19 protein-coding genes and 1 pseudogene are annotated in these 20,509 nt (G+C 36.5%); all 20 read left to right on the top strand.

Annotation, left to right across the window (positions count from 1 at the left end):
• Positions 1–12: 12 nt before the first annotated feature.
• The 20 genes and pseudogenes from KIV10_RS07920 to KIV10_RS07825 all read left to right on the top strand — a co-directional run bounded on the left by KIV10_RS07920 (position 13) and on the right by KIV10_RS07825 (position 20,461).
• Complete coding sequence (locus KIV10_RS07920) at positions 13–1,227, top strand: efflux RND transporter periplasmic adaptor subunit (protein ID WP_214112968.1); 1,215 nt, start codon at positions 13–15, stop codon at positions 1,225–1,227.
• Between the two features lie 120 nt (positions 1,228–1,347).
• Positions 1,348–1,686, top strand: a complete 339-nt coding sequence (locus KIV10_RS07915; RefSeq protein WP_214113217.1) for a P-II family nitrogen regulator — start codon at positions 1,348–1,350, stop codon at positions 1,684–1,686.
• Positions 1,687–1,698: 12 nt separating this feature from the next.
• Positions 1,699–2,124, top strand: coding sequence for a Fur family transcriptional regulator (locus tag KIV10_RS07910; protein WP_214112967.1), 426 nt, complete (start codon positions 1,699–1,701; stop codon positions 2,122–2,124).
• A gap of 12 nt (positions 2,125–2,136) precedes the next feature.
• On the top strand, positions 2,137–3,453 hold the full coding sequence (locus tag KIV10_RS07905) for an APC family permease (protein WP_214112966.1): 1,317 nt from the start codon (positions 2,137–2,139) through the stop codon (positions 3,451–3,453).
• 9 nt (positions 3,454–3,462) lie between these two features.
• Positions 3,463–3,639, top strand: a complete 177-nt coding sequence (locus KIV10_RS07900; RefSeq protein ID WP_214112965.1) for a hypothetical protein — start codon at positions 3,463–3,465, stop codon at positions 3,637–3,639.
• 60 nt (positions 3,640–3,699) lie between these two features.
• Positions 3,700–4,055, top strand: a pseudogene (locus KIV10_RS14070) (STAS/SEC14 domain-containing protein).
• Between the two features lie 10 nt (positions 4,056–4,065).
• On the top strand, positions 4,066–6,030 hold the full coding sequence (locus tag KIV10_RS07890; protein ID WP_214112964.1) for a heavy metal translocating P-type ATPase: 1,965 nt from the start codon (positions 4,066–4,068) through the stop codon (positions 6,028–6,030).
• A 38-nt stretch (positions 6,031–6,068) separates the two neighbouring features.
• Positions 6,069–6,968, top strand: a complete 900-nt coding sequence (locus tag KIV10_RS07885) for a DUF4365 domain-containing protein (protein ID WP_214112963.1) — start codon at positions 6,069–6,071, stop codon at positions 6,966–6,968.
• A gap of 137 nt (positions 6,969–7,105) precedes the next feature.
• Positions 7,106–8,485, top strand: a complete 1,380-nt coding sequence (locus tag KIV10_RS07880) for an RNA-binding domain-containing protein (RefSeq protein ID WP_214112962.1) — start codon at positions 7,106–7,108, stop codon at positions 8,483–8,485.
• A 72-nt stretch (positions 8,486–8,557) separates the two neighbouring features.
• Positions 8,558–10,315 (top strand): hypothetical protein, encoded by a 1,758-nt coding sequence (locus KIV10_RS07875; protein WP_214112961.1) that lies wholly within the window; start codon positions 8,558–8,560, stop codon positions 10,313–10,315.
• Between the two features lie 10 nt (positions 10,316–10,325).
• A complete protein-coding gene (locus tag KIV10_RS07870; RefSeq protein ID WP_214112960.1) occupies positions 10,326–11,123 on the top strand; it encodes a hypothetical protein in 798 nt (265 codons plus the stop codon).
• 584 nt (positions 11,124–11,707) lie between these two features.
• Positions 11,708–12,007, top strand: coding sequence for a helix-turn-helix domain-containing protein (locus KIV10_RS07865; protein ID WP_045079525.1), 300 nt, complete (start codon positions 11,708–11,710; stop codon positions 12,005–12,007).
• A gap of 18 nt (positions 12,008–12,025) precedes the next feature.
• Positions 12,026–15,286 (top strand): DEAD/DEAH box helicase, encoded by a 3,261-nt coding sequence (locus tag KIV10_RS07860; RefSeq protein ID WP_214112959.1) that lies wholly within the window; start codon positions 12,026–12,028, stop codon positions 15,284–15,286.
• 542 nt (positions 15,287–15,828) lie between these two features.
• A complete protein-coding gene (locus KIV10_RS07855) occupies positions 15,829–15,981 on the top strand; it encodes a hypothetical protein (RefSeq protein WP_246516234.1) in 153 nt (50 codons plus the stop codon).
• Between the two features lie 11 nt (positions 15,982–15,992).
• Positions 15,993–16,346 carry a single-stranded DNA-binding protein gene (locus tag KIV10_RS07850; protein WP_214112957.1) on the top strand — a complete coding sequence of 118 codons (354 nt, stop codon included), beginning with the start codon at positions 15,993–15,995 and terminating at the stop codon, positions 16,344–16,346.
• Between the two features lie 82 nt (positions 16,347–16,428).
• Complete coding sequence (locus KIV10_RS07845) at positions 16,429–16,809, top strand: DUF6876 family protein (RefSeq protein ID WP_045079523.1); 381 nt, start codon at positions 16,429–16,431, stop codon at positions 16,807–16,809.
• Between the two features lie 18 nt (positions 16,810–16,827).
• Positions 16,828–17,025 carry a hypothetical protein gene (locus KIV10_RS07840; protein WP_214112956.1) on the top strand — a complete coding sequence of 66 codons (198 nt, stop codon included), beginning with the start codon at positions 16,828–16,830 and terminating at the stop codon, positions 17,023–17,025.
• A 391-nt stretch (positions 17,026–17,416) separates the two neighbouring features.
• On the top strand, positions 17,417–17,815 hold the full coding sequence (locus KIV10_RS07835; protein ID WP_214112955.1) for a BfmA/BtgA family mobilization protein: 399 nt from the start codon (positions 17,417–17,419) through the stop codon (positions 17,813–17,815).
• Positions 17,816–17,826: 11 nt separating this feature from the next.
• Positions 17,827–18,864, top strand: a complete 1,038-nt coding sequence (gene mobB / locus KIV10_RS07830; RefSeq protein WP_214112954.1) for a MobB family relaxase — start codon at positions 17,827–17,829, stop codon at positions 18,862–18,864.
• Between the two features lie 4 nt (positions 18,865–18,868).
• Positions 18,869–20,461, top strand: a complete 1,593-nt coding sequence (locus KIV10_RS07825) for a type IV secretory system conjugative DNA transfer family protein (RefSeq protein ID WP_214112953.1) — start codon at positions 18,869–18,871, stop codon at positions 20,459–20,461.
• Positions 20,462–20,509 lie beyond the last annotated feature (48 nt).

The raw sequence follows: 20,509 nt of genomic DNA, 5'->3' as shown, positions 1-20,509 counted from the left end.
ATGAAACAGGAAATGAAATATATCAAAATAATCAGTTCAATAATGGCCATAGCCTTATTAATGGCTTGCAACAACAAAGCTGAAAGCAAATTGGACCACAACGAAACGCAAACGTCCGAGCATTCTGAAGGCGAGGAAGCTGGACACGAAAATGAAGAAGGCGTGGTAGCCATTACCCAGGCACAGGCAGAAACCATTGGTCTTGAAATGAAACCATTGGAACAAAAAAATTTGGGAAACACCATAAAAGTTACTGGCCAATTGGAATTATTTCCACAGGACAGGGCCAACATAAGTCCCTTTGTGGGTGGAAATGTCCGTTCCATCACTGTCATAGAAGGCGACAAAGTGAGCAAAGGTCAGGTATTGGCATATTTGGAACATCCAGATATCATTACAATGCAACAGGAATTTCAGGAAAAGAACGATGAACTGGTCTTTTTGGAACAGGATTTTGAACGAAAAAAAATACTACACGAAAAGGGCGTTTCATCAGGGAAGGAATTTCAACTGGCACAGTCCAAATTTCGTTCTACCACATCAAGTGTCAATGGATTGCGTTCCAAACTAAAACTTCTGGGCATCAATACCAGTAAAGTTTTGGAAGGGCAAATCTATTCGGCAGTACCCATTACCTCGCCCATCAGTGGCTTTGTGGATGAAGTAATGGTCAGCCTTGGCGATTACGTTGCGCCACAGACCAAAATGTTCACGGTAAGTGACAATACAGAAATCCACGCCGACTTTAAAGTCTATGAAAAGGACATCCATAAAGTAAAAGAAGGGCAGGAAATATATTTTACGGTGGCTTCAAAACCAAATGAGCTTTTAAAGGCAAAAATTCACGCCATAGGTAAAACTTTTGAAACAGACCCAAAAGCCTTGCACGTTCACGCAGACGTACATAATGAAGACAAAGAACTTCTTCCGGGAATGTATGTGGAAGGTAGAATTGCCCAAGATGAAAAAATGGTCTATGCCGTACCCGAGGATGCAATTATCAAAGAAGGCGAACAATCCTTTATTTTTATTTTGGATGAAGATGGCGAAAAGGAAGCGAACAAAATAAAATTTAAAATGATACCTGTAAGCACAGGCATTACAGATTTGGATTTTGTGGAAATAAACCTTCCGGCAAATGTCCCGAAAGGAATCAAGGTGGTAACAAAAGGAGCCTATACGCTCTCGTCCGAAATGGTCAAGGGCGAACTGGAACACGACCATTAAAAATTTGTAAATTTTAAAACAAAACGATATTCAGATGAAATGCCTATTGACAATTTTCATATCAACATAGAAAGATAATTGAGGCATTCCATCTTCCATTTTATGAAATATTTTAGAAAGATGAAAGAGATAAAAGCATTTATAAAACCAAACCGAATCCAAAGAGTAATCGAAGCTTTGGCCGAAAACGGGTTTAAGAGTATGACACTTTCACAGGCAGAAGGCACGGGAGCGTTTAAGGCAAAGGGTGCAAGACCCTCGCTTGATTTTCACGTAACCGACAGTCCTGTGGTAAAGTTGGAACTGGTCTGCCAAAACGAAGAGGCCCAAGATGCCATAGACCTTATCATTGCCAATGGAAAGACCAATGAGCAGGGCGATGGAATTATCTATATGATGGATATTGAAGACGCTTTTCAGATTAAAACGGGAGAGTCGTTGAAGAAAAAACAGGGATAAATTGAGATGTTTATGAATGAAATTGAAACATTTTTAGAGCACAAAAACGTTCGGCCAACCGCAATGCGCATCCTTATCTACAAATATATGGCACAGCAGGATACAGCGGTAGCATTGACCGATGTTGAAAACGCTTTTGCCAAAGCGGAACGCACCACCCTTTACCGAACCATAAAAACTTTTGAGGAAAAAGGTATCGTGCACCAAATAGAAGATGGCACTGGAACCACTAAATATGCACTCTGCGAGCCCGGTTGCAACTGCGAGATTGAACAGGATTTGCACCTACATTTCCATTGCAACAATTGCGATGAAACGGTTTGCCTCACGCAACATAAAATCCCACATATTAATTTACCTGACGGCTATTTGGCCGAAGATGTAAACCTTGTGGTCAAGGGGATTTGTGAGAAATGCAGTAACCAATCAAATCAATAAAAAAAAATTAGTATGGCCGAATTAAAAAAATCACTCGGAACACTTCGCCTTACCTTTTATGGTGTTGGTACTATAGTAGGCGCGGGAATTTATACCGTTATTGGTGCGGCCGCAGGACAAGCGGGTACAGACCTTTGGTTGAGTTTTTTCTTCGCTGCGATTGCTGCAAGTGTTTCGGCAATGTCGTATGCAGAAATGTCCTCTACCTATCCCAATGCAGGTGCCGAATTCATTTTTGTACGCAAAGCATTTCCAAAGATAGATATACCGTCCTTTCTAACAGGCTGGACTCTTGCCTTTCACAGTTCAGCCACAATAGCCGCTGTTTTGCTGGCCTTTTCGGGATATTTCAACACTTTTTTTAGTGTACCTTCCTTATTGATAAGTTATGGCGTGTTGATAGTCCTTTCATTGATAAGCATTACGGGCATCAAGAAATCATCTACTGCCAATATTATAATGGTTAGCATACAGTTGTTGGGTTTATTCATTCTCATTGCAGTCGGTCTGGCTGAAACTGGTCCGCCAAAAGCAGAATTTTTCGAAGTGGAATCCTTTTCGGGTACGTTGGCAGCTACTGCAACATTGTTTTTTGTCTATACCGGATTTGAGCATATGGCATCATTGGGTTCGGAAGTGAAAAACCCTGGCAAGACCATACCTCGTGCCTTTCTATTGACAATGGTCTTTACCACCGTAATCTATTTGCTCATAGCTTTTACGGTTCTTAATATTGCTGACCCATCAAAACTGGCAAAAGTAGATTCGCCACTATCACTTGCAGCATCCAATCTCAACAGTTGGTTGCCTATTGCCTTGGCGGTCGCAGCTCTTTTTGCCACGGCAAATGCCGCCTTTAGCGGTATTATTTCCATTAGCAGGTTGCTGTTCGGAATGGCAAGTGTGGGTGAACTTCCAAAGTTTATGACCAAGACCAATGCACAAAAAGTGCCGTGGGTCACCACCATTGTGGTTATGGCGGCAGTTGCGGGATTTATGTTGTTGGGCGATATTAAAATCGTAGCGGGAATGTCATCGTTGGGTGCGCTGCTCGTATTTGTAGCCGTAAACATTGCCCTCATTGTATTGCGTTTCAAAGCACCTGATAAAGAAAGACCATTTAAAGTTCCTTTGACTATTGGGAAAGTGCCAATACTGCCAATTTTGGCAATATTTATTAGCCTATCTTTAATTATACAATATGATTGGCAAGTATATGCCGCATTTGTAGGTGCCATTGTAGTGGGTATCGTGTTGGATTACTTTTTGGATAAAAGACCCAAAGAAGACATAGATGTGAAAGATGAAAACGAATTGTTTAAACATTAATCGAGTATTATGGACTGGATGTTTGATGATTTCAAAACGGAATTGGATGCCCTAAATTCAACAGTACGCGAAAAAGCCTTCGAAATTGCCAAGGAACTTGTACAAGAGAAAGACCTTTCAGCAAAAGAAGCGTTGAAACAAGCTATTATAAGAGCAGAGGAATGGTTTTATGACCTTGGTGGATAGCAATTTATTTGCACTTCCATTGCATTGATTATATCACTACATTGATTAAAATTTAAAATTATGATACAGTTATTGAATTCAGAAAAGGAAAATGTTATTGCCGCCATTTTGGAAGGCAAAATCTCTAAAACCGATGTGGAGTCCATTCATTCCCGTATCCACCAAATCCTGAAAAGCAATCAAAAAGTTCATTTCTATTTTGAAATGCACGATTTTGAAGGTTATACCTTAAAAGGCTTTTGGGAAGATATTAAAGTAGATAGCGCACACATTTCCGATTATGAAAAATGGCTTTTGTGGGCGAAAAGAAATGGGAGGAATGGGTCGCAAAAGCTACCGATTTCTTTACAAGTTCGGAAGTGAAATACTTCGATTTAAAAGAAAAAGAAGCAGCTAAAAAATGGATAGCACAATAAAATTGGACCAATGATAAAACAAAAAAGAAACCTTCGGGATTTAGACCCAAAAGAACATCAAGGCGAACATTCCGATTCGGATGGCCACAATCACAGCAATCCCGAAAATCTTGGCAAGTTTAGAACTTATTTGCCAGCAATTTTCAGTTTTGTAATGCTCATCGCAGGCATTGCGTTCGATTATTTCGAAACCTTCCCCTACTTTTCGGGCTGGATTCGCATCGTTTGGTATGTCGTGGCATATCTTCCCGTTGGATTTCCTGTAATCAGGGAAGGCTGGAACAGCATTGTAAAAGGCGATTTTTTTACGGAATTTCTGTTGATGTCCATTGCAACCATTGGCGCATTCGCCATTGGCGAATATCCGGAAGGTGTGGCCGTAATGTTGTTTTATGCCGTTGGCGAGCTGTTTCAGAACGCGGCGGTCAACAAGGCAAAAAAAAATATAAAGGCATTGCTCGATGTGCGTCCCAATGAAGCCTTGGTGTATCGGAACAATGATTATGTGTCTGTAAATCCCGAAACCGTTGAAATTGGCGAAAAGGTGCAAGTTCGTGTAGGCGAAAAAATCCCTTTGGACGGTATCTTATTATCAGAAAAAGGCTCATTTAACACGGCAGCCCTAACAGGCGAAAGCAAACCCAATACCATTGCCAAGGGCGAAAAAGTATTTGCGGGAAGCATCAATCTGGACGGTGTTGTAGAAATCGAGACCACCAAGGAATTTAAGGACAGTTCCATTGCCCGAATCCTCGATATGGTGCAGAATGCAACCGCCCGAAAATCAAAAACCGAATTGTTTATCAGAAAGTTTGCAAGAATCTATACACCAATTGTGGTTTTCTTGGCAATTGGTTTGACGTTTATACCCTATTTTTTTGTGGACAATTATGTCTTTAACGATTGGTTATACAGAGCTTTGATTTTCTTGGTCATTTCCTGTCCCTGTGCTTTGGTAATCTCAATTCCCTTGGGTTATTTCGGTGGATTGGGAGCAGCTTCAATAAATGGAATTCTGTTTAAAGGTGCTTCCTATTTGGATGAAATGACCAAAATAACAACGGTTGTTATGGACAAAACAGGAACTGTGACCAAAGGTGTTTTCAAAATCAAGGACATCAAAGCCATTGATTGGGAAGAACCTGAATTTATGAAGTACCTGATGGCGATGGAAGAGCAATCCACGCATCCCATTGCCAAGGCAATTATGGAATTCAAAGCCGATGGTGAGGATTTTGAGGCTACAAACGTCAATGAAGTTGCGGGAAAAGGTCTAAAGGGAACGGTAAATGGTAAAACCGTCTTGGTGGGCAACAAAGCATTGATGACTTCGAATAGCATCGAAGTTCCTTCTGAAACTGACGCTATTGTGGAATCTATAGTAATGGTTTCCATTGAGGGCAAATTTGCTGGCTACGTCATTATTGCAGACGAGTTAAAGGATGATGCCCACGAAGCCATAGCACAAATCCGCAAATCCGGAATTTCCAAAATCATTATGCTTTCGGGCGATAAAGATTCCATAACCCAACAAGTGGCCAAGGAAATGGGCGTGGATTGTGCAAAAGGCGGTTTATTGCCGGAAGACAAGTTGAGGGAAGTTGAAAAACTGATGGCAGAAACCGATAACAAAGTGGCCTTTATTGGCGATGGCATCAACGATGCGCCAGTTTTGGCCGCAAGCGATGTTGGTATCGCAATGGGAGGTTTAGGCAGTGATGTGGCCATTGAAACGGCAGATGTTATCATCCAAACAGACCAACCCAGCAAAATTGCAAGAGCCATAAAAATTGGACGCTCTACCCGAAAAATTGTTTGGCAGAATATTGGTTTGGCGTTTGGTGTAAAAGCCGTGGTTTTAATATTGGGAGCAGGCGGTTTAGCCACAATGTGGGAAGCCGTTTTTGCGGATGTTGGCGTGGCTTTATTGGCGATATTGAATGCTGTTAGATTGCAGAAGATGAAGTGGGATTAAAATTTTTAATTATAGAAGTAACAGAAAAATACCAATATATGCAATTACCACAAAGAGTACCTCAACATATTTCTGAATCAACATCGTTCAAAATATTTGCAAACCACATTCCGGACAATTGGATAGTTAGAGACGTTACTGAAAGAGATTATGGTATCGACTGTTATGTAGAATTGGTAAATGAGAAAAATCAATTAACAGGAGATTTAGCATCAATACAACTCAAATCTAAAGAGAATATAAATTGGAATTTGGATAATACATTGACTATTTCCAATATAAAAATATCGACAAGTAATTATTGGTATCGCTTTCCAGTACCAGTATTTCTCTGTGTGACGGACAATGAAAAAAAAGAAATGTATTTTATTTCAGTCAAAAATTTTATAAAAAAGAATTTTTTTGCTTTCGCAAAGCAAAAGACCTTTAATTATTCTATATCAAAAGATATGGACTTTTTTGATAAAAAATCGGGACCATCACTTTTCAGATTGAGATATGCTTTTCAAGATTCAAGAAATCTCTTTGAAAATGAAATGAAAACGTTCTTATCAACATTGGAACATTATCACAATTTTCAAGATGAGCATAGTTACAGGGATTATCATTTGCCCATAGAATCTGTGGATTTAATCTTTTTTGAAGCGATGCATCGCAATTACTTTTTTATTGCTGATTATTTATTAATTGAGCATCCAATTCTGTCTTTAAGAGAGTTGAAATTAAAAAGCAAACAGGTTTTCAAAGATGACTATTACGAGCTCTATGAACACGATTTATCTCAAGTAGCGGAAGATTTTAGAAATTTATCCTTAAAAATAATCAAGGGTCTTAAACAAAAAGTTGATGCTGAAAAAGAGTATTGGATTACTATGGATTTAAACCTATATAATTATGTAACCAATATAAAAGATAACGGCGAGCTACCACACTATTGATTTTTATATAAAAACTATATTAGTGCATCAGGAAATTTAAATTGGCCTATTAAAAAACTGGACTAAAGAAAATTATAAATAAATAACCAAAACAATTTCAATAGCTTTGTGAATCATCTTTAGTTATCACAATAGTTATGTTAAGCACCGCTGAAATAAAATCCCTGATTGCATCTGGAGAGGGCTATAATGTGGAATTCAAGAAAAATATTCCGAATAAGGTCAAAGAGGTCACAGAAGAAATCTGTGCCTTTGCCAATGCAGCAGGTGGTACTATTTTATTAGGTGTTGACGACAATAATGTGATTCAAGGAATTACTTTCAATAATGCAAAGCATTCTGCGATTCAAAATTCAATAAACGAAATAACACCTGCATTACATTGTGAAATCTATTCTTTAGGGGTTGATGGTAAAGAGTTGGTGGTAATTGAAGTGCCTTCCGGCGAAAGCAAACCTTATGTACTTTCTGGAGCTATTTATGTACGCCAAGGCCCTAATTCCCAAAAACTCACAACAGTTGAGGAAATGAGGGATTTTTTTCAACAGGCAGATAGAATTTATTTTGATGAAGCACCTTGCAAAACCATTGATATAGTGCAAGATATTCCTGATGCCAATATTATTCAGTTTAGGGATTTGGCAGGTTTAAATTCCACGATTTCCAATGAGCAGGTTTTTCAAAATCTTAAACTGATTACAAAAGAAGGCTATCTTAAAAATGGTGCCGCGTTGTTTTTTACTAAAAACCCCGAAATATTTTTTGAAAAGGCAGTGATTCGTTGTATTGCGTTTGATGGTATTGACAAAAGATACATTGTTGACGATAAAACTGTGGTAGGTACGCTATATCAACAATTCCTTCAAGCGATGGCTTGGCTTAAAACAAAGCTTAATATTCGTTATGATATTGAAGGTGCTGGCTCACGGCCACGTAAGGAACATTGGGAAATTCCCGAAACAGTTTTTAAGGAAGCAATTATCAATGCTCTGGCACATAGAGATTATTATGACAAAGGTGCACGTATTACTGTTGAAGTTTTTAATGATAGAGTTGAAGTCTCAAATCCTGGTGGACTTGTTAGCGGTATTCCTAAAAATGAATTTGGAAAAAGAAGTTTAAGTAGAAATCCTTTGATATTTGGTCTATTTGAAAGAATTAGAATGGTAGAACAAGTAGGTTCTGGTATCAGTAGAATGAGGGATTTAATGGTAGAAGAAGATTTAACGCCACCTGAATTTAATACTGAAGGTATATTTACTGTTACATTTAGAAGACCTTTTGATTTTGATAAGTGGGTAGATAAGTGGGTAGATAATCTTACTGATAATAGAGTTGGAATTATTAGAGCTATCCATAAAGATAATAAAGTTTCTAAAAGAGAACTTGAAGATATAATAGGCTTAAGTCCTACTGCCATTGATAATAATATTGATGCTCTAAAAGATATTGGTCTAATTGAAAGAATGGGTGGAGCAAAAGGTGGCCATTGGAAAATTAATTACATACTTCCTTAAGTGGGTAGAAAAGGTGGGTAGAAAATCTATTGTTAAATTAGAAGTTAGAAATGAAGGTATGTTTTATAGAATATGGGCGTAACAATTAAAATGCCATTGACTTTCGAGGTGTGCTTTCCTGAAGATGAACAAAAATCCATAGACCATTATTTGAAGGATTTAGGCAAGGATATGCGATTGTTAATGGGTTCTTTTCTATTGGGAATTAAAAATAGCGGTTCTAAATTTTCTGGTCTTACAGGCTTTTTGCCAGAATATTTTTCAGAAGCCAATTTTCAATTTGCAGATAGTGTTTATAAACGGATGGTAATTTTTGCAAGAGAAAATGATTTCGATATAGAAAGTTTTGAAGTCCTATATCCAATGAGTAGTCTTACCTATTTTGAGTACGTTTACGATAATCCAGCCGAATTTGATAATAAGGAATATAGCAGAGAGGAATTTTTAGATATTGAAATCAATTTTTTCAAGGCCTACACTGTTTTCAATCAAAAAACAATTACAGAACGAGGTAAGGATTTAGCTCAAAATTTTAAGGAATATGATATTGAGGGCAATCTCACGAATTTTTTCATAGGAAATAATCTGCACAGTTTCGATATTACAGACTACCAAATAAATAAGGTGTTTTACTGTCAATTTTTGAAAGCCTACAGTTTCTTTGAGTTTTTAGAATCATTTCAAGGTAGTGAACATCTAATCAAGGCATTTTATAATTATTATGATGTCCCAAATTTCAAGAAGTATCTTCATAAATTATTGGGTATTGTTTTTCCCGTGCTAACCGCAAAAAGAGAGGCTCAAACTGAAATACATCTGGAGGCTGACAAGCAGGAAGAACTTTCATTGTTTATTGAGAAACATATAAAACTGGATGATGAAAGGTTAACCGATTTTGATTTTACCAAAACTCGAAGTTATCCGCTCTATAAAATAGATGAAGGAAAATATAGAATTATCTATCCATTATTTGTGGTGGAAATGATTTACAAAGGCTTGTATTTTCGTTTTAAGGACATCAATGCCACGCTTCCGGAAAACCAACAGTTAAAAAACCTTTATGGCATTAAAAATTTAGAATTTTCTGAACAATATTTATTGAATCAAACACTTAAGAAGATATTTGGTAATAGATTTATACAAAAGTCCGGTAAGGAATTGGATGCAGAGTTTGAAGGAGCACCGGATTATTATGTGCGCAATGGCAAAAGAATATTTTTGTTTGAATCGAAGGATGTTCTTTTAGGAAAGGAAATAAAGCAATCTACCAACTATTATGAAGTATTGGAAAAGCTTAAAATAACCTTTGTAGAAAATGAAAAAGGCAAGGCTAAAGCAGTGTTGCAACTTAAAGACACCATAAGAGAGATATTGACCCAATCACTTTCATTTGATAAATACGCACCCTCTGAAAAAGCCCATATATATCCAATATTAATTGTCCATTACAGAATGTTCAATACGCCAGGAATGAATAAGCTAATTGATGGGTGGTTTAAAAATGCACTCACAATTTTAAATAAAGAAGGTTTGAATGTAGAAAATGTAAGAAGTCTTATCATTATAGATATGGACACTCTAATTTATAACAGCCACTTTTTTGAAACCCGCAAACTTTCTTTTGAAGATTGTCTGTTGGAATACCATACCAAGTATTTGAATATAAATTTGAAAAACCACCGCTTCAAAAACCAACAACAAGTTGACGATATTATTAGTGAGAGCTATGCCTCTTTCGCCCACTACCTCGATAACAAAATTGACGACAAATTTAGAAGGCCAAAACCAACAGAATTATTGGAGAAAATGATAAGTGTAGTCACAAAATAAAATTTTCATTATGAATTATGAATACCGTATTTGTTGCTTTATAGATATTTTAGGTTTTAAATCGCATATTGATTCTACTGTTGATGATTCTGGAAATGATGTCGAGGATAAAATAAAGAGCATAAAACAAATTATTGATATCGCCAATAAAATTTTAATAGAATATGATAGTGGCATTTCAAAATCGAAAATGGTAACACAGTTTTCTGATTCTATTGTAATATCATTTAGAATTGAGGAAACAAGCGAAGTGTTTTATTCTCTAATTGATTTGCTTCATATTGCTTTTGAACTTGCAAATAACGGATATTTGACCAGAGGCGGTGTGAGCGTAGGCAAACTGTTGCATACAGAAAATCATATTTTTGGACCTGCACTTGCGGATGCTTACATTCTTGAGTCCCAAAAAGCGATTGACCCAAGAATTATTATAAGTGAGGAAGTTATTGAGATTGGCAAGGAATATAGGATGCCTCATAATTCATTGGAAGATGAGACTGAAAGCATAATGAGTTGTCTATCTTTAGATGATGATGGTTTTTATTACATAGATTATATTACACAGGCTAATGACGAATTGGATGAACCAAATTATGATTTAGTCCCATATTTAAAAAAATTGAAAAGCCTGATAGAGATTGGGTTGAACTCTAATTCAAATAGTGTCAAGACTAAACACGAATGGCTTAAGAAAAAATATAATAATTATCTTACACAAATTCAGGAAAACATTAAAGACTGGAAACATATTGATAACGACCGACAATTATTACTTGATTTTAAAAATCTCACTTTAATAAAAGATTAAAGTTATTATGCCCCACCTTCGGCACTTACTCATTCACTCGTTCCGTGCCTACACTCATTCATTCCCAAGAGCCTTCACTTCCGCGCAGTACAGGCTGTAATTACATATAAAACAATAGTGACAAATAGATTTTGGTTAATGTAATTACACCCAGTACTTTTTGCCTTTGCGCAAAAACCAGAAAATAAGTCTATTCTGGAAAAGATTCCCTACAAAGAAATTCATTTAAAATACGTTAAGCACATTCCCGCTTCATTCCATTCCGGGGAAAGAGCTTCACTACAAAAAGTCTTGGACCCAATCCCCAATTTTGGTTTTGCATTCCACTTGCCCTTCCCGCCCCGAAACTTCGGGACTGGGATGGGACGCTTCATTTCCAAACAAAAATTGTGAATTAAGTCCGCTTCATCGGAATATCATTTCTGCGTTTTGTATCGCTTCTGCAATCAAGTTGTAGGTTTCCTTTTTTTGCTTAAATCTTTTTCGCTTTCGATCTCTGTTAACAACTGTTTATATCTTTTTCCTTTCATTTAGCTGACTTTTCTTAAATTAGACAAATATTGACAAGTCTAAATATATCTAAAATGACGTTTGGCGAATACATTAGGAAATTGCGAGAACAAAAGCACTTATTACTTCGTGAAGTAGCATCACAAATGGATACCGATACAGCTTTATTAAGTAAAATTGAACGTGGCACACGCAAAGCCCGAAAAGAGCAAGTGGAAGCTTTGGCAACCGCTTTAAATGAAAATAAAATTGAGTTGATAAAAATCTGGATGGCTGATAAGATTGTTGATATGATAATGTATGAAACGAATAGTGAGGAAATCCTCAAAATCGCTGAAGAAAAAATCAAGAAATTGACCAATCAAAATGAGTAGTTTATAAAATCTGACTATATGATTACAGTATTGACCCCAGATGTGGAGTATTACCATTACGAAAAAAATGGAAATATTGCTAAACAGTTTTTTTCAGGTGCAACGAGTTTCCAAAACTGTATGTTGGAAAGTGAAGTGCCATTTATTTTTAATTCAAATGGAAATAGAATGTTGGTATCAACAGATAAAAAACTTAAAGTTCCAGCTGGGATTGAGTATGTATTATTAGCGTCAAAAAAGCCAACCAAAAAAGACTTTATTCGTTCAGAACTTCCAATTACACGATGGATAAAGCATCCTTCCATATCTATAAAAAGTCCGTCAGAGGTAAAAGAATCGTGGTTTGGAAATTTTCATTTTATAAAAGAAGATTTAGAGAAAAATATAAATGGTTTAAGACCACCACAACTTGGTGCCTTATATTCAATATTATCGCATATACAAAATCAGAGCGATAAAGGAATTGTTGTTATGCCAACAGGAACAGGTAAAACTGAAACAATGATTTCAGCATTAATTGCCAATCAATGCGAGAAGTTGCTTATATCAGTTCCATCGGACGCTTTAAGAGAGCAAATATTCAAAAAGTTTTTTACACTTGGCTTGCTCAAAGATTTTAATATAGTTGCCGCAAGTGCATTGAATCCAATTGTGGGATTAATTACGAAAAAGTTTAAGAGTGAGGACGAACTTCAAAAATTTCTTTCAAATGTAAATGTAGTTGTTACTACAATGAGCATTCTATCGGGTTCAGAACAAGCCCAGAAGGCAACAATGAGTGATGTTTTTTCTCATTACTTCATTGATGAAGCGCATCATTCGGAAGCTAAAACTTGGCGAGATTTTATTGATTTATTCGATAAAAATAAAGTGTTTTTATTTACTGCTACACCTTTTAGAAATGACCAGAAGAAGCTCGATGGAAAGTTCATATTTGAATTCTCTTTAAAAGCAGCACAGGAACAAGGCTATTACAAAAAAATTGTATTTAAACCAATAAGGGAATATAATATTGAAAGCGCCGATAAAGCGATTGCAGAAAAAGCAATTTCTGTTTTAAGGGAAGATTTGTCGAAAAATTTAAACCACGCACTACTTGCAAGATGCAAAACGAAAAATAGAGCAAAAGAGGTTTTTAAATTTTATTCCACACATTCTGATTTATCCCCTGTTTTGGTATATACAGGAATTGCGGGACTGAAACAGAAAATAGAGAATATAAAACTTTTAAAGCATAGAATAATTGTTTGTGTTGATATGCTTGGCGAAGGGTTTGATTTACCAGAATTGAAAATTGCAGCCATCCACGATGACCGACAAAGTATTCCAATTATGCTTCAATTTATCGGAAGATTTACACGAACATCTGGAAATAATATTGGGGACGCAACATTCATAACGAATACAGCTTATCCACCTATACAGCAAGAACTTGATGAACTTTATGCCAAAGGAAGTGATTGGAATGCATTACTTCCTAAAATAAGTGAAGGAGCAACCAAAAGTCAACTTGATATTCAAACGTTTTTAGGAGGTTTTAAGAATTTGAAAGAATCTGAAATACCTTTTGAATCAATTAGTCCAGCGTTGAGTGCCGTAGTTTATAAGGTTACTTGTGAACAATGGAATCCAAATAATTGGAAGGAAGGTATTGCAAATATTGAATCTTATGAGCATCAATTCAGTGATGTAAACGATAATGAGAAAACTTTGGTGGTCATTTTAGGTAAAACTGGAAGGACAGATTGGGGAACTTTTGATTCAGTTAAAAATTTGCAATGGGAATTATTGGTAGTGCATTGGGATAAAAGGAAGGAAAGTAACCTGGCATATATTCATACATCATTCAAATCTTTAAAAAGTGAAAAATTGATAAATGCTATTTTCAATGAGCCAAATTCAATTATAAACGGAATGAATGTTTTTAGAGTTTTTCACGATGTTAAACGATTGAGACTTTATAATTTTGGTGGCCGCAAAGGAATTGGTCAAGATATTAGCTATCAATCTTTTTTTGGTAAAAATGTAGAAGATGGAATAAAACAGCTTGAACAAGGAACATTAAAGAAGAACAATGCTTTCGGTACTGGATATACTTCAGGCGAGCAGGTTTCCATAGGTTGCTCTGTAAAAGGTAAAGTCTGGGCATATCTTCGAGGTAATTTAAAAGAATTGAATGATTGGTGTGAAAATTTAGGAAGCATACTTATCAATGACACTATTAATCCAAATATATTTTTAAAAAACACTATCATTCCAATAGTTATTACAAGTCGTCCAACAAATACACTTCCAATAGCTGTAGATTGGAATGCTGAAATTTATAGGCATCCAGAACGCCGATATTCATTCAAAATAAAAAGTAATCAGAAAACATATGACTTATCCAATTCTGAATTGAATATAATTGATACAAAAGTTGAAAATCCAATCAAATTTTCTTGGGATTGTGATGACTTAAGTATAGAATTTGAGATTATTTTAGGTTCAAAATTACTTGATGGTGTCCCTGTGCCAAATTGTAAAATAGTAAAAATTGGTAACGATGATGCAACTGTGAGCTATGGCAGTAAAGTTGAGAAATTAGAAGAATTTTTAAATGACTTTCATCCTATAATCTTTTTTGCAGACGGTTCACAACTTGAATTAAATTATTATTTCAAACCAAAAGACCCAGTTGAAAATTTCGACAAGGATTTATTACAGAGTTGGAATTGGGATGGTGTGTCTTTGAATAAGGAATCAATGGGCATTGCACCCTATATTCAAGATTCTATTCAATATCAATTCATTCAGAAGATAAAAGATGATTACGACATAATTTATGACGACGACGGTTCAGGGGAAATTGCCGACGTGGTGGCCATAAACAAATCAGAAGGAAAAATAGATATACATCTATTTCATCTGAAATATGCGAAAGGCGGTAAAGTAGGTAATAACATTGACAATTTTTATCAAGTCTGTGGTCAAGCGCAAAAATCCTTAAACTGGAAATATAGGGAAGGAAAAGAATTGTTTGTTCATCTCTTTAAGCGAATAATTAAAAAAGAAAAAGATAAAGAATGCTCAAGACTTATAAAAGGTACAGAAGAAGAGCTTGAATTGCTTCTCACAGCTGTTAAATGGAATCTTGATACAAAGTTTCATATTTACATAGTCCAGCCATCGTTATCAAAAGTAAATGCTTCAGATAGTATTTTATCATTGTTAGCTACAACAAGCCATTACCTTGCTACAGTAGGCGATGTTAATTTGCAAATAATAAGTAGCAAGTAATAAAATAAAAAAGCTTTATTCTTTTAATTTAGGGTAAAATTATTTTGAAAAGAAATTCATAAATAATAATGGACTTAAATGAATTGATTGGGTTATAAAGTTTGTTTATCCTTCAGCCCATTCCTCTACATTTCGCGAAAAGCTACATTTCGGGTAAAGAGCTTCATTAAATAGGTCTTGGACACCGTCCCCAATTTCCGCTCTCCATTTCGCTAACCCGATCCGCTCCGCCGGAACGGAACACTCCATTGCAAGCCGAAATTGTGAACGGAGTCCGCCCGGTCGGAATTCACATTTTTGCATTTGTTCCCACTTCCCTTGATTTTAGTATTTCACATACGTCCTTTAGAAACCTCCCGATCCGCCACTGTCCCTACCTTTTTTTGACAGCAAAATACCAACATTTGGAAGTTAAACAGACTGCATAACCGGTCGTGCCTCCCTTTTATAAGTCCTTATTAATTCCAAATATTGAAAATGTATCAGCAACAAAAAAAGGTAACAGCGACGGCTCTATGGGAAGTAAATCTAAAACGGAAATTATGGAATCTTACGAAATCAATAAAAGGGAAGCGGAAACAAAGTTAAAAAAACAAAAAAAGGAAAACGCTCTGGATATAATAAGTAAATCACTCCAAAAAAATACAAACGCAAACCGTCCGAAGGGTTCGGATGGAATTTTAATTAATCCTTAAATCTTTTAATCATGAGTACACTAAAAAACAAAGTACAGCTGATCGGGAACGTGGGGAATTCTCCCGAGATCAAGACCCTTGAGAGCGGCAGGAAAGTCGTTAACTTTTCACTTGCAACCAACGAATTTTATAAAAATTCAGAGGGTGAAAAAGTACAGGACACACAATGGCACAATATAGTTTCCTGGGGCAAGATTGCCGAAATCGTTGAGAAATACGTGGGCAAGGGAAAGGAAGTTGCCATTGAGGGCAAATTGACCTCCCGATCCTATGAGACCGAAACAGGGGAGAAACGATATGTTACCGAAGTGGTAGCCGATGAAATCCTGTTGCTCGGAACCAAGGACAACACAAACGCTGAATAACAGCGGTAAAATTTAAGAGGGCGTTCCCGTCGAAAGTAGCGCCCTCTTATTTGATTATTAAACACTTTTAAATAAATGTATAATGAAAACACAAGTTAACGAAATAAAACAGGGATTGCAACATTTTTCTGGAACGGATATGTTCTATCAAATCCCACTGACACGCACCCGATTTACCAACGGTATAAAATATCTGGTGGAAGCAGCTGAATGTTTTTGGTTGGTAACGGACACTTCGATAATAGCGAAGAGCCTAATGCAAAAAAGCTATTTCATAACCATTGACTTTAAAAGGTTATCGGAAGAGGAACAGCAAAAAATGGGTTGCGAGGCGACCATCACTTATGGCGATGGAAATGGAACTGTTTTGGAAACCCATAAATACAGGGCAACGGATTTTCCATTGGATGAACTCCGGCTTTATTTTATCGATAACACGCTCTTGTTGCCAAGTGAATATTAAGATTTTAAAATGTAAGCTATGATTTACCTTAATTATTCAACCTTGAACGAGGAGACCCAAAACCAACTTCTTGAAAACTCCAAAAAGGAAATAGAGGAACGTTTTGGAGATGATATCCGAAGGTACGCCGATGAAAATCATATTGATTTTGATACGATGCTGGAAGAGGAAGCACAGCGGAATCTTTACAGCTATGATTTTGTATTTGTCATTTAAGTCTTAAAAACCAAAACCCAAGGACCTTTGAATTTTCAGAGGTCTTTGTTTTTAAGCGGATTCCATTTTTCTCAATAATTCTATTTCTTCTTTGGTAATACTTACAAAATTTCATTTTTAAAATCTTAAAAAATTCAAATCTCATTTCAGTCAGTAAATAAGCCATTACATTCAGGTGTAATGGTATTTTTTTTGGTCCAGTGAGCTGGACGAAAAGGAATAGCAAGAGGGTAACACGCTGGCGCGATGTTTCGGTTTTTGTTGTTTTGCAAACAATTAAAAATCAAGCCGTTGAAATTAATTCCTTTTCGAATATTTGGATTTCAGAATTGATTTTTTACTAAAAACAGACGTCGGCGCAATTAAACAGGGAAAATTTTTACTAAAAAGAATGGATAAAGGATATGAAAAAGAACGGTTTGAGACCTTGAAAATCAAGGCTTCCGTGGCCGTGAAGTTTAGGCGGTTCTGCAAGAGAATGTCCAGATCCCAGTCAATGGCCTTGCTCCTGATGCTCGATTTTTTTGAGGATAACGGTATTTCGCCAAATGAATCCATAGGTCCAAAAATGCAGACATTGGAAGCGTTGATAAAGAAAAGAATCAATGGAGTTATTGCGATTATGAAGGACATAGAAAAGAACCAGACCAAGCCTACGGTCGCAATGATGCAATCACTTTTTGAAGAATTGGAACCAAACAAAAAGCCACTCATTTTGGAAAAGGAGATTCCAATTAAAAAAAATGAAATACGATTCCAAGAGAAGAAACATACCAATAACGAACTATAAAATCATTATAAATGTATATCACGATAACAGCCCAGAAATTGGGTAAGACCTATGCACAAAGTGCTGCGGAATTTGTGGAGTATCTGGAGAAGGAAAACCAAGGTTTGGAATGGGAAGAAATGGAACACTTTTTCAATCAGTATTCCGATGAAATCAGTGCAGAAAACGTCATCAAAGAAATTGATGACAATACTGCAAAACTCAAAAAAGTGGAACCCAAATTTTATTCGATTACCGTAAATCCAAGTAAGTATGAGTTGAGGAAATTGCAGAATAGCAGTGAGGACTTGAAACGATATACCAGGGCCATAATGAAAGATTATGCCAGTTCCTTCAATCGTGATATAAATGGGAAACCGATTACCGTTGATGATATAAAGTACTTCGCAAAGATAGAACACCAAAGAACCTTTAAGGGAACGGATAGGCAGGTGAGGGAGAACCAACCCTTTGCGACCAAAATACTTAAATTAAAAAAGGAGATTTGGAAGATAGAAAATGACGAGCTCACTGGAAACATCAAACAATTAAAATCAGAAATAGCTAAACTTGAAGCCAGCGCCCCACACCAATCCCGAGGCCTCGGGAGAAAACGGATCGTACAGGGAATGCAGAAAGAGGGAAGCCAAAGCCACATTCACATCATAGTCAGTCGGAAGGATGCTTCCAATTCCGTGAGCCTTTCACCGGGAAGTAAATATAGATCATCAGAAGTAATGTTGAATGGAAAAATGGTAAAGCGTGGTTTCGATAGGGACTCATTTTTTACCAAAGCTGAAAAAACTTTCGATGCCACTTTTGGTTATAAACGTAACTATGCTGAATCCTATCAATCGAAAAAGGATTTTATCAAAAATCCAAAGCTGTATTTTTCAGTTTTATTGGGTTTGCCAGCAAGCGAAAAAGCCATTGCCTTTAAGATTCTTGGGAAATCGGGTGTGCCGATTGCAAGTATTCCCACAAATAAGGTTCAAGTTGCATTGAAAACTATTCGATATTTAAAAAGAGGGGTTGAAGTGGCCATTAAATCGGGTTCAATAGGAATTTAGAGTTATGGGTACACAAAGTTTTAGGGTAATAATAACATTGATTGTTGGAATGGGCATTTTTTTCTATGCGCTGTTTAAACTGACGCGTTTTGCTTTTTTTATAAATGTTGTACTACTGATTAGTTGCTTTGCAATGTTGTTTTATTTTGAAACGAATTCAGACTTAATATTTTATCTACTTACCTTATTTTGTCCGCTACTATTGATAAACACGGTACTCTATGTTTTTCTTCACAAAGCCAATCAAACGCAGGGCCTAAATGATAAATACCAAGTTCATTTTAAGACAAAGGGAAGTCCGTTTAAAATCAACAATATCAAACGTGGAGTTTCCGTCATAGGATCCGCTGGGAGCGGGAAGACGGAAAGCGTGGTGTTCAACTTTCTTTCTCATTTCAGTTCGCATTCTTTTTGCGGTTTGATCCACGATTACAAGCATTTTGAAATTACCGAAATGGCATATCCGTTGTTTGAAAAAAAGCAGATAGAATTTCGGATCATCTCCTTTGATGAGATTTTTGATCGTGTGAATCCAATCGCACCCCAATATATGCAGGATGAGGAAAGCGTGAATGAAGTGGCAAGAGTTCTTATCGAAAACCTATTGGAGCAGAAAGAATCTGGCAGTACGGGAACAAGTAAATTTTTCAATGATGCAGCAGAAGGCCTAATAGGTGGCTTGATTTGGAAACTGCGGACATCCTATCCCCAATACTGCACATTACCACATCTGATAGCGATTTATCAGTTATTGGACACAGATAGTCTAACTGCCTTTTTAAGTTCAAATACAACGTCCCGGGCAATGGCAGACGCTTTCATTAGTGGGAAGGAATCTGACCGACAAACCGCAGGCGTTAAAAGCACGTTGGCCAATGCACTTAAAAAGATAAGTACCAAGCGTATTTTTATGGTACTTTCCGCTGATGATGTGCCGCTAAATATCAATAGGCGAGAGAAACCTATCATCATATCAGTTGTAAATAATCCAAAATATGAAACTGCCTATTCGCCAATTATCGCAACCATAATCCATACCATTACAAAACAAATGAGTGTACGGAATTCAAAACCATCATTCCTATTGATGGAGGAAGCGCCCACGATTCGATTGCTCAATATGCACCGCATCCCTGCAACATTGCGGAGTTATGATATCGCCACCATTTATGTGATGCAGGATAAAATTCAGAATGATATGATGTATGGGGACAAGGCGAGTAAGGCAATCTTAAGTAATTTGTCCTATCAATTTTTCGGAAAGGTAAACGACCCGGACACTGCCAAATATTACGAACGGTTTTTTGAAATAGTCAAAAAGGAAACCACAAGTGTGAACCGAGGACATAACCTGAATTTTGATACCCGAATCACAACCGGTGAACGTGAAGTGTCAAAGATTAGGGCAGATGTGTTTTTTAGGCTTAAACAAGGCGAGTTTATAACCTTTGCGGATGGAGAGGATAAAAAGGTCCAATTCAAACTTTCCAGGATTGAAAGACGATTGCCTGCCAAAGCCCATAAATATACAGAGGCGGATTTAGAAGAAAATTTTGAACGGATTTATAGAGAAGCGAGATCAATCTTCAAAAATTAATATCTTTATCCTAATGCTTTTAAAATTCCGAGTAGAAAAGGAATTCAA

The organism is Aequorivita echinoideorum, assembly GCF_018476645.1.
In the GTDB taxonomy this organism is placed as follows: Bacteria; Bacteroidota; Bacteroidia; order Flavobacteriales; family Flavobacteriaceae; genus Aequorivita; species Aequorivita echinoideorum.
Note: the sequence above shows the minus strand (reverse complement) of the source record. Positions and strands in the feature narration are given on the sequence as shown.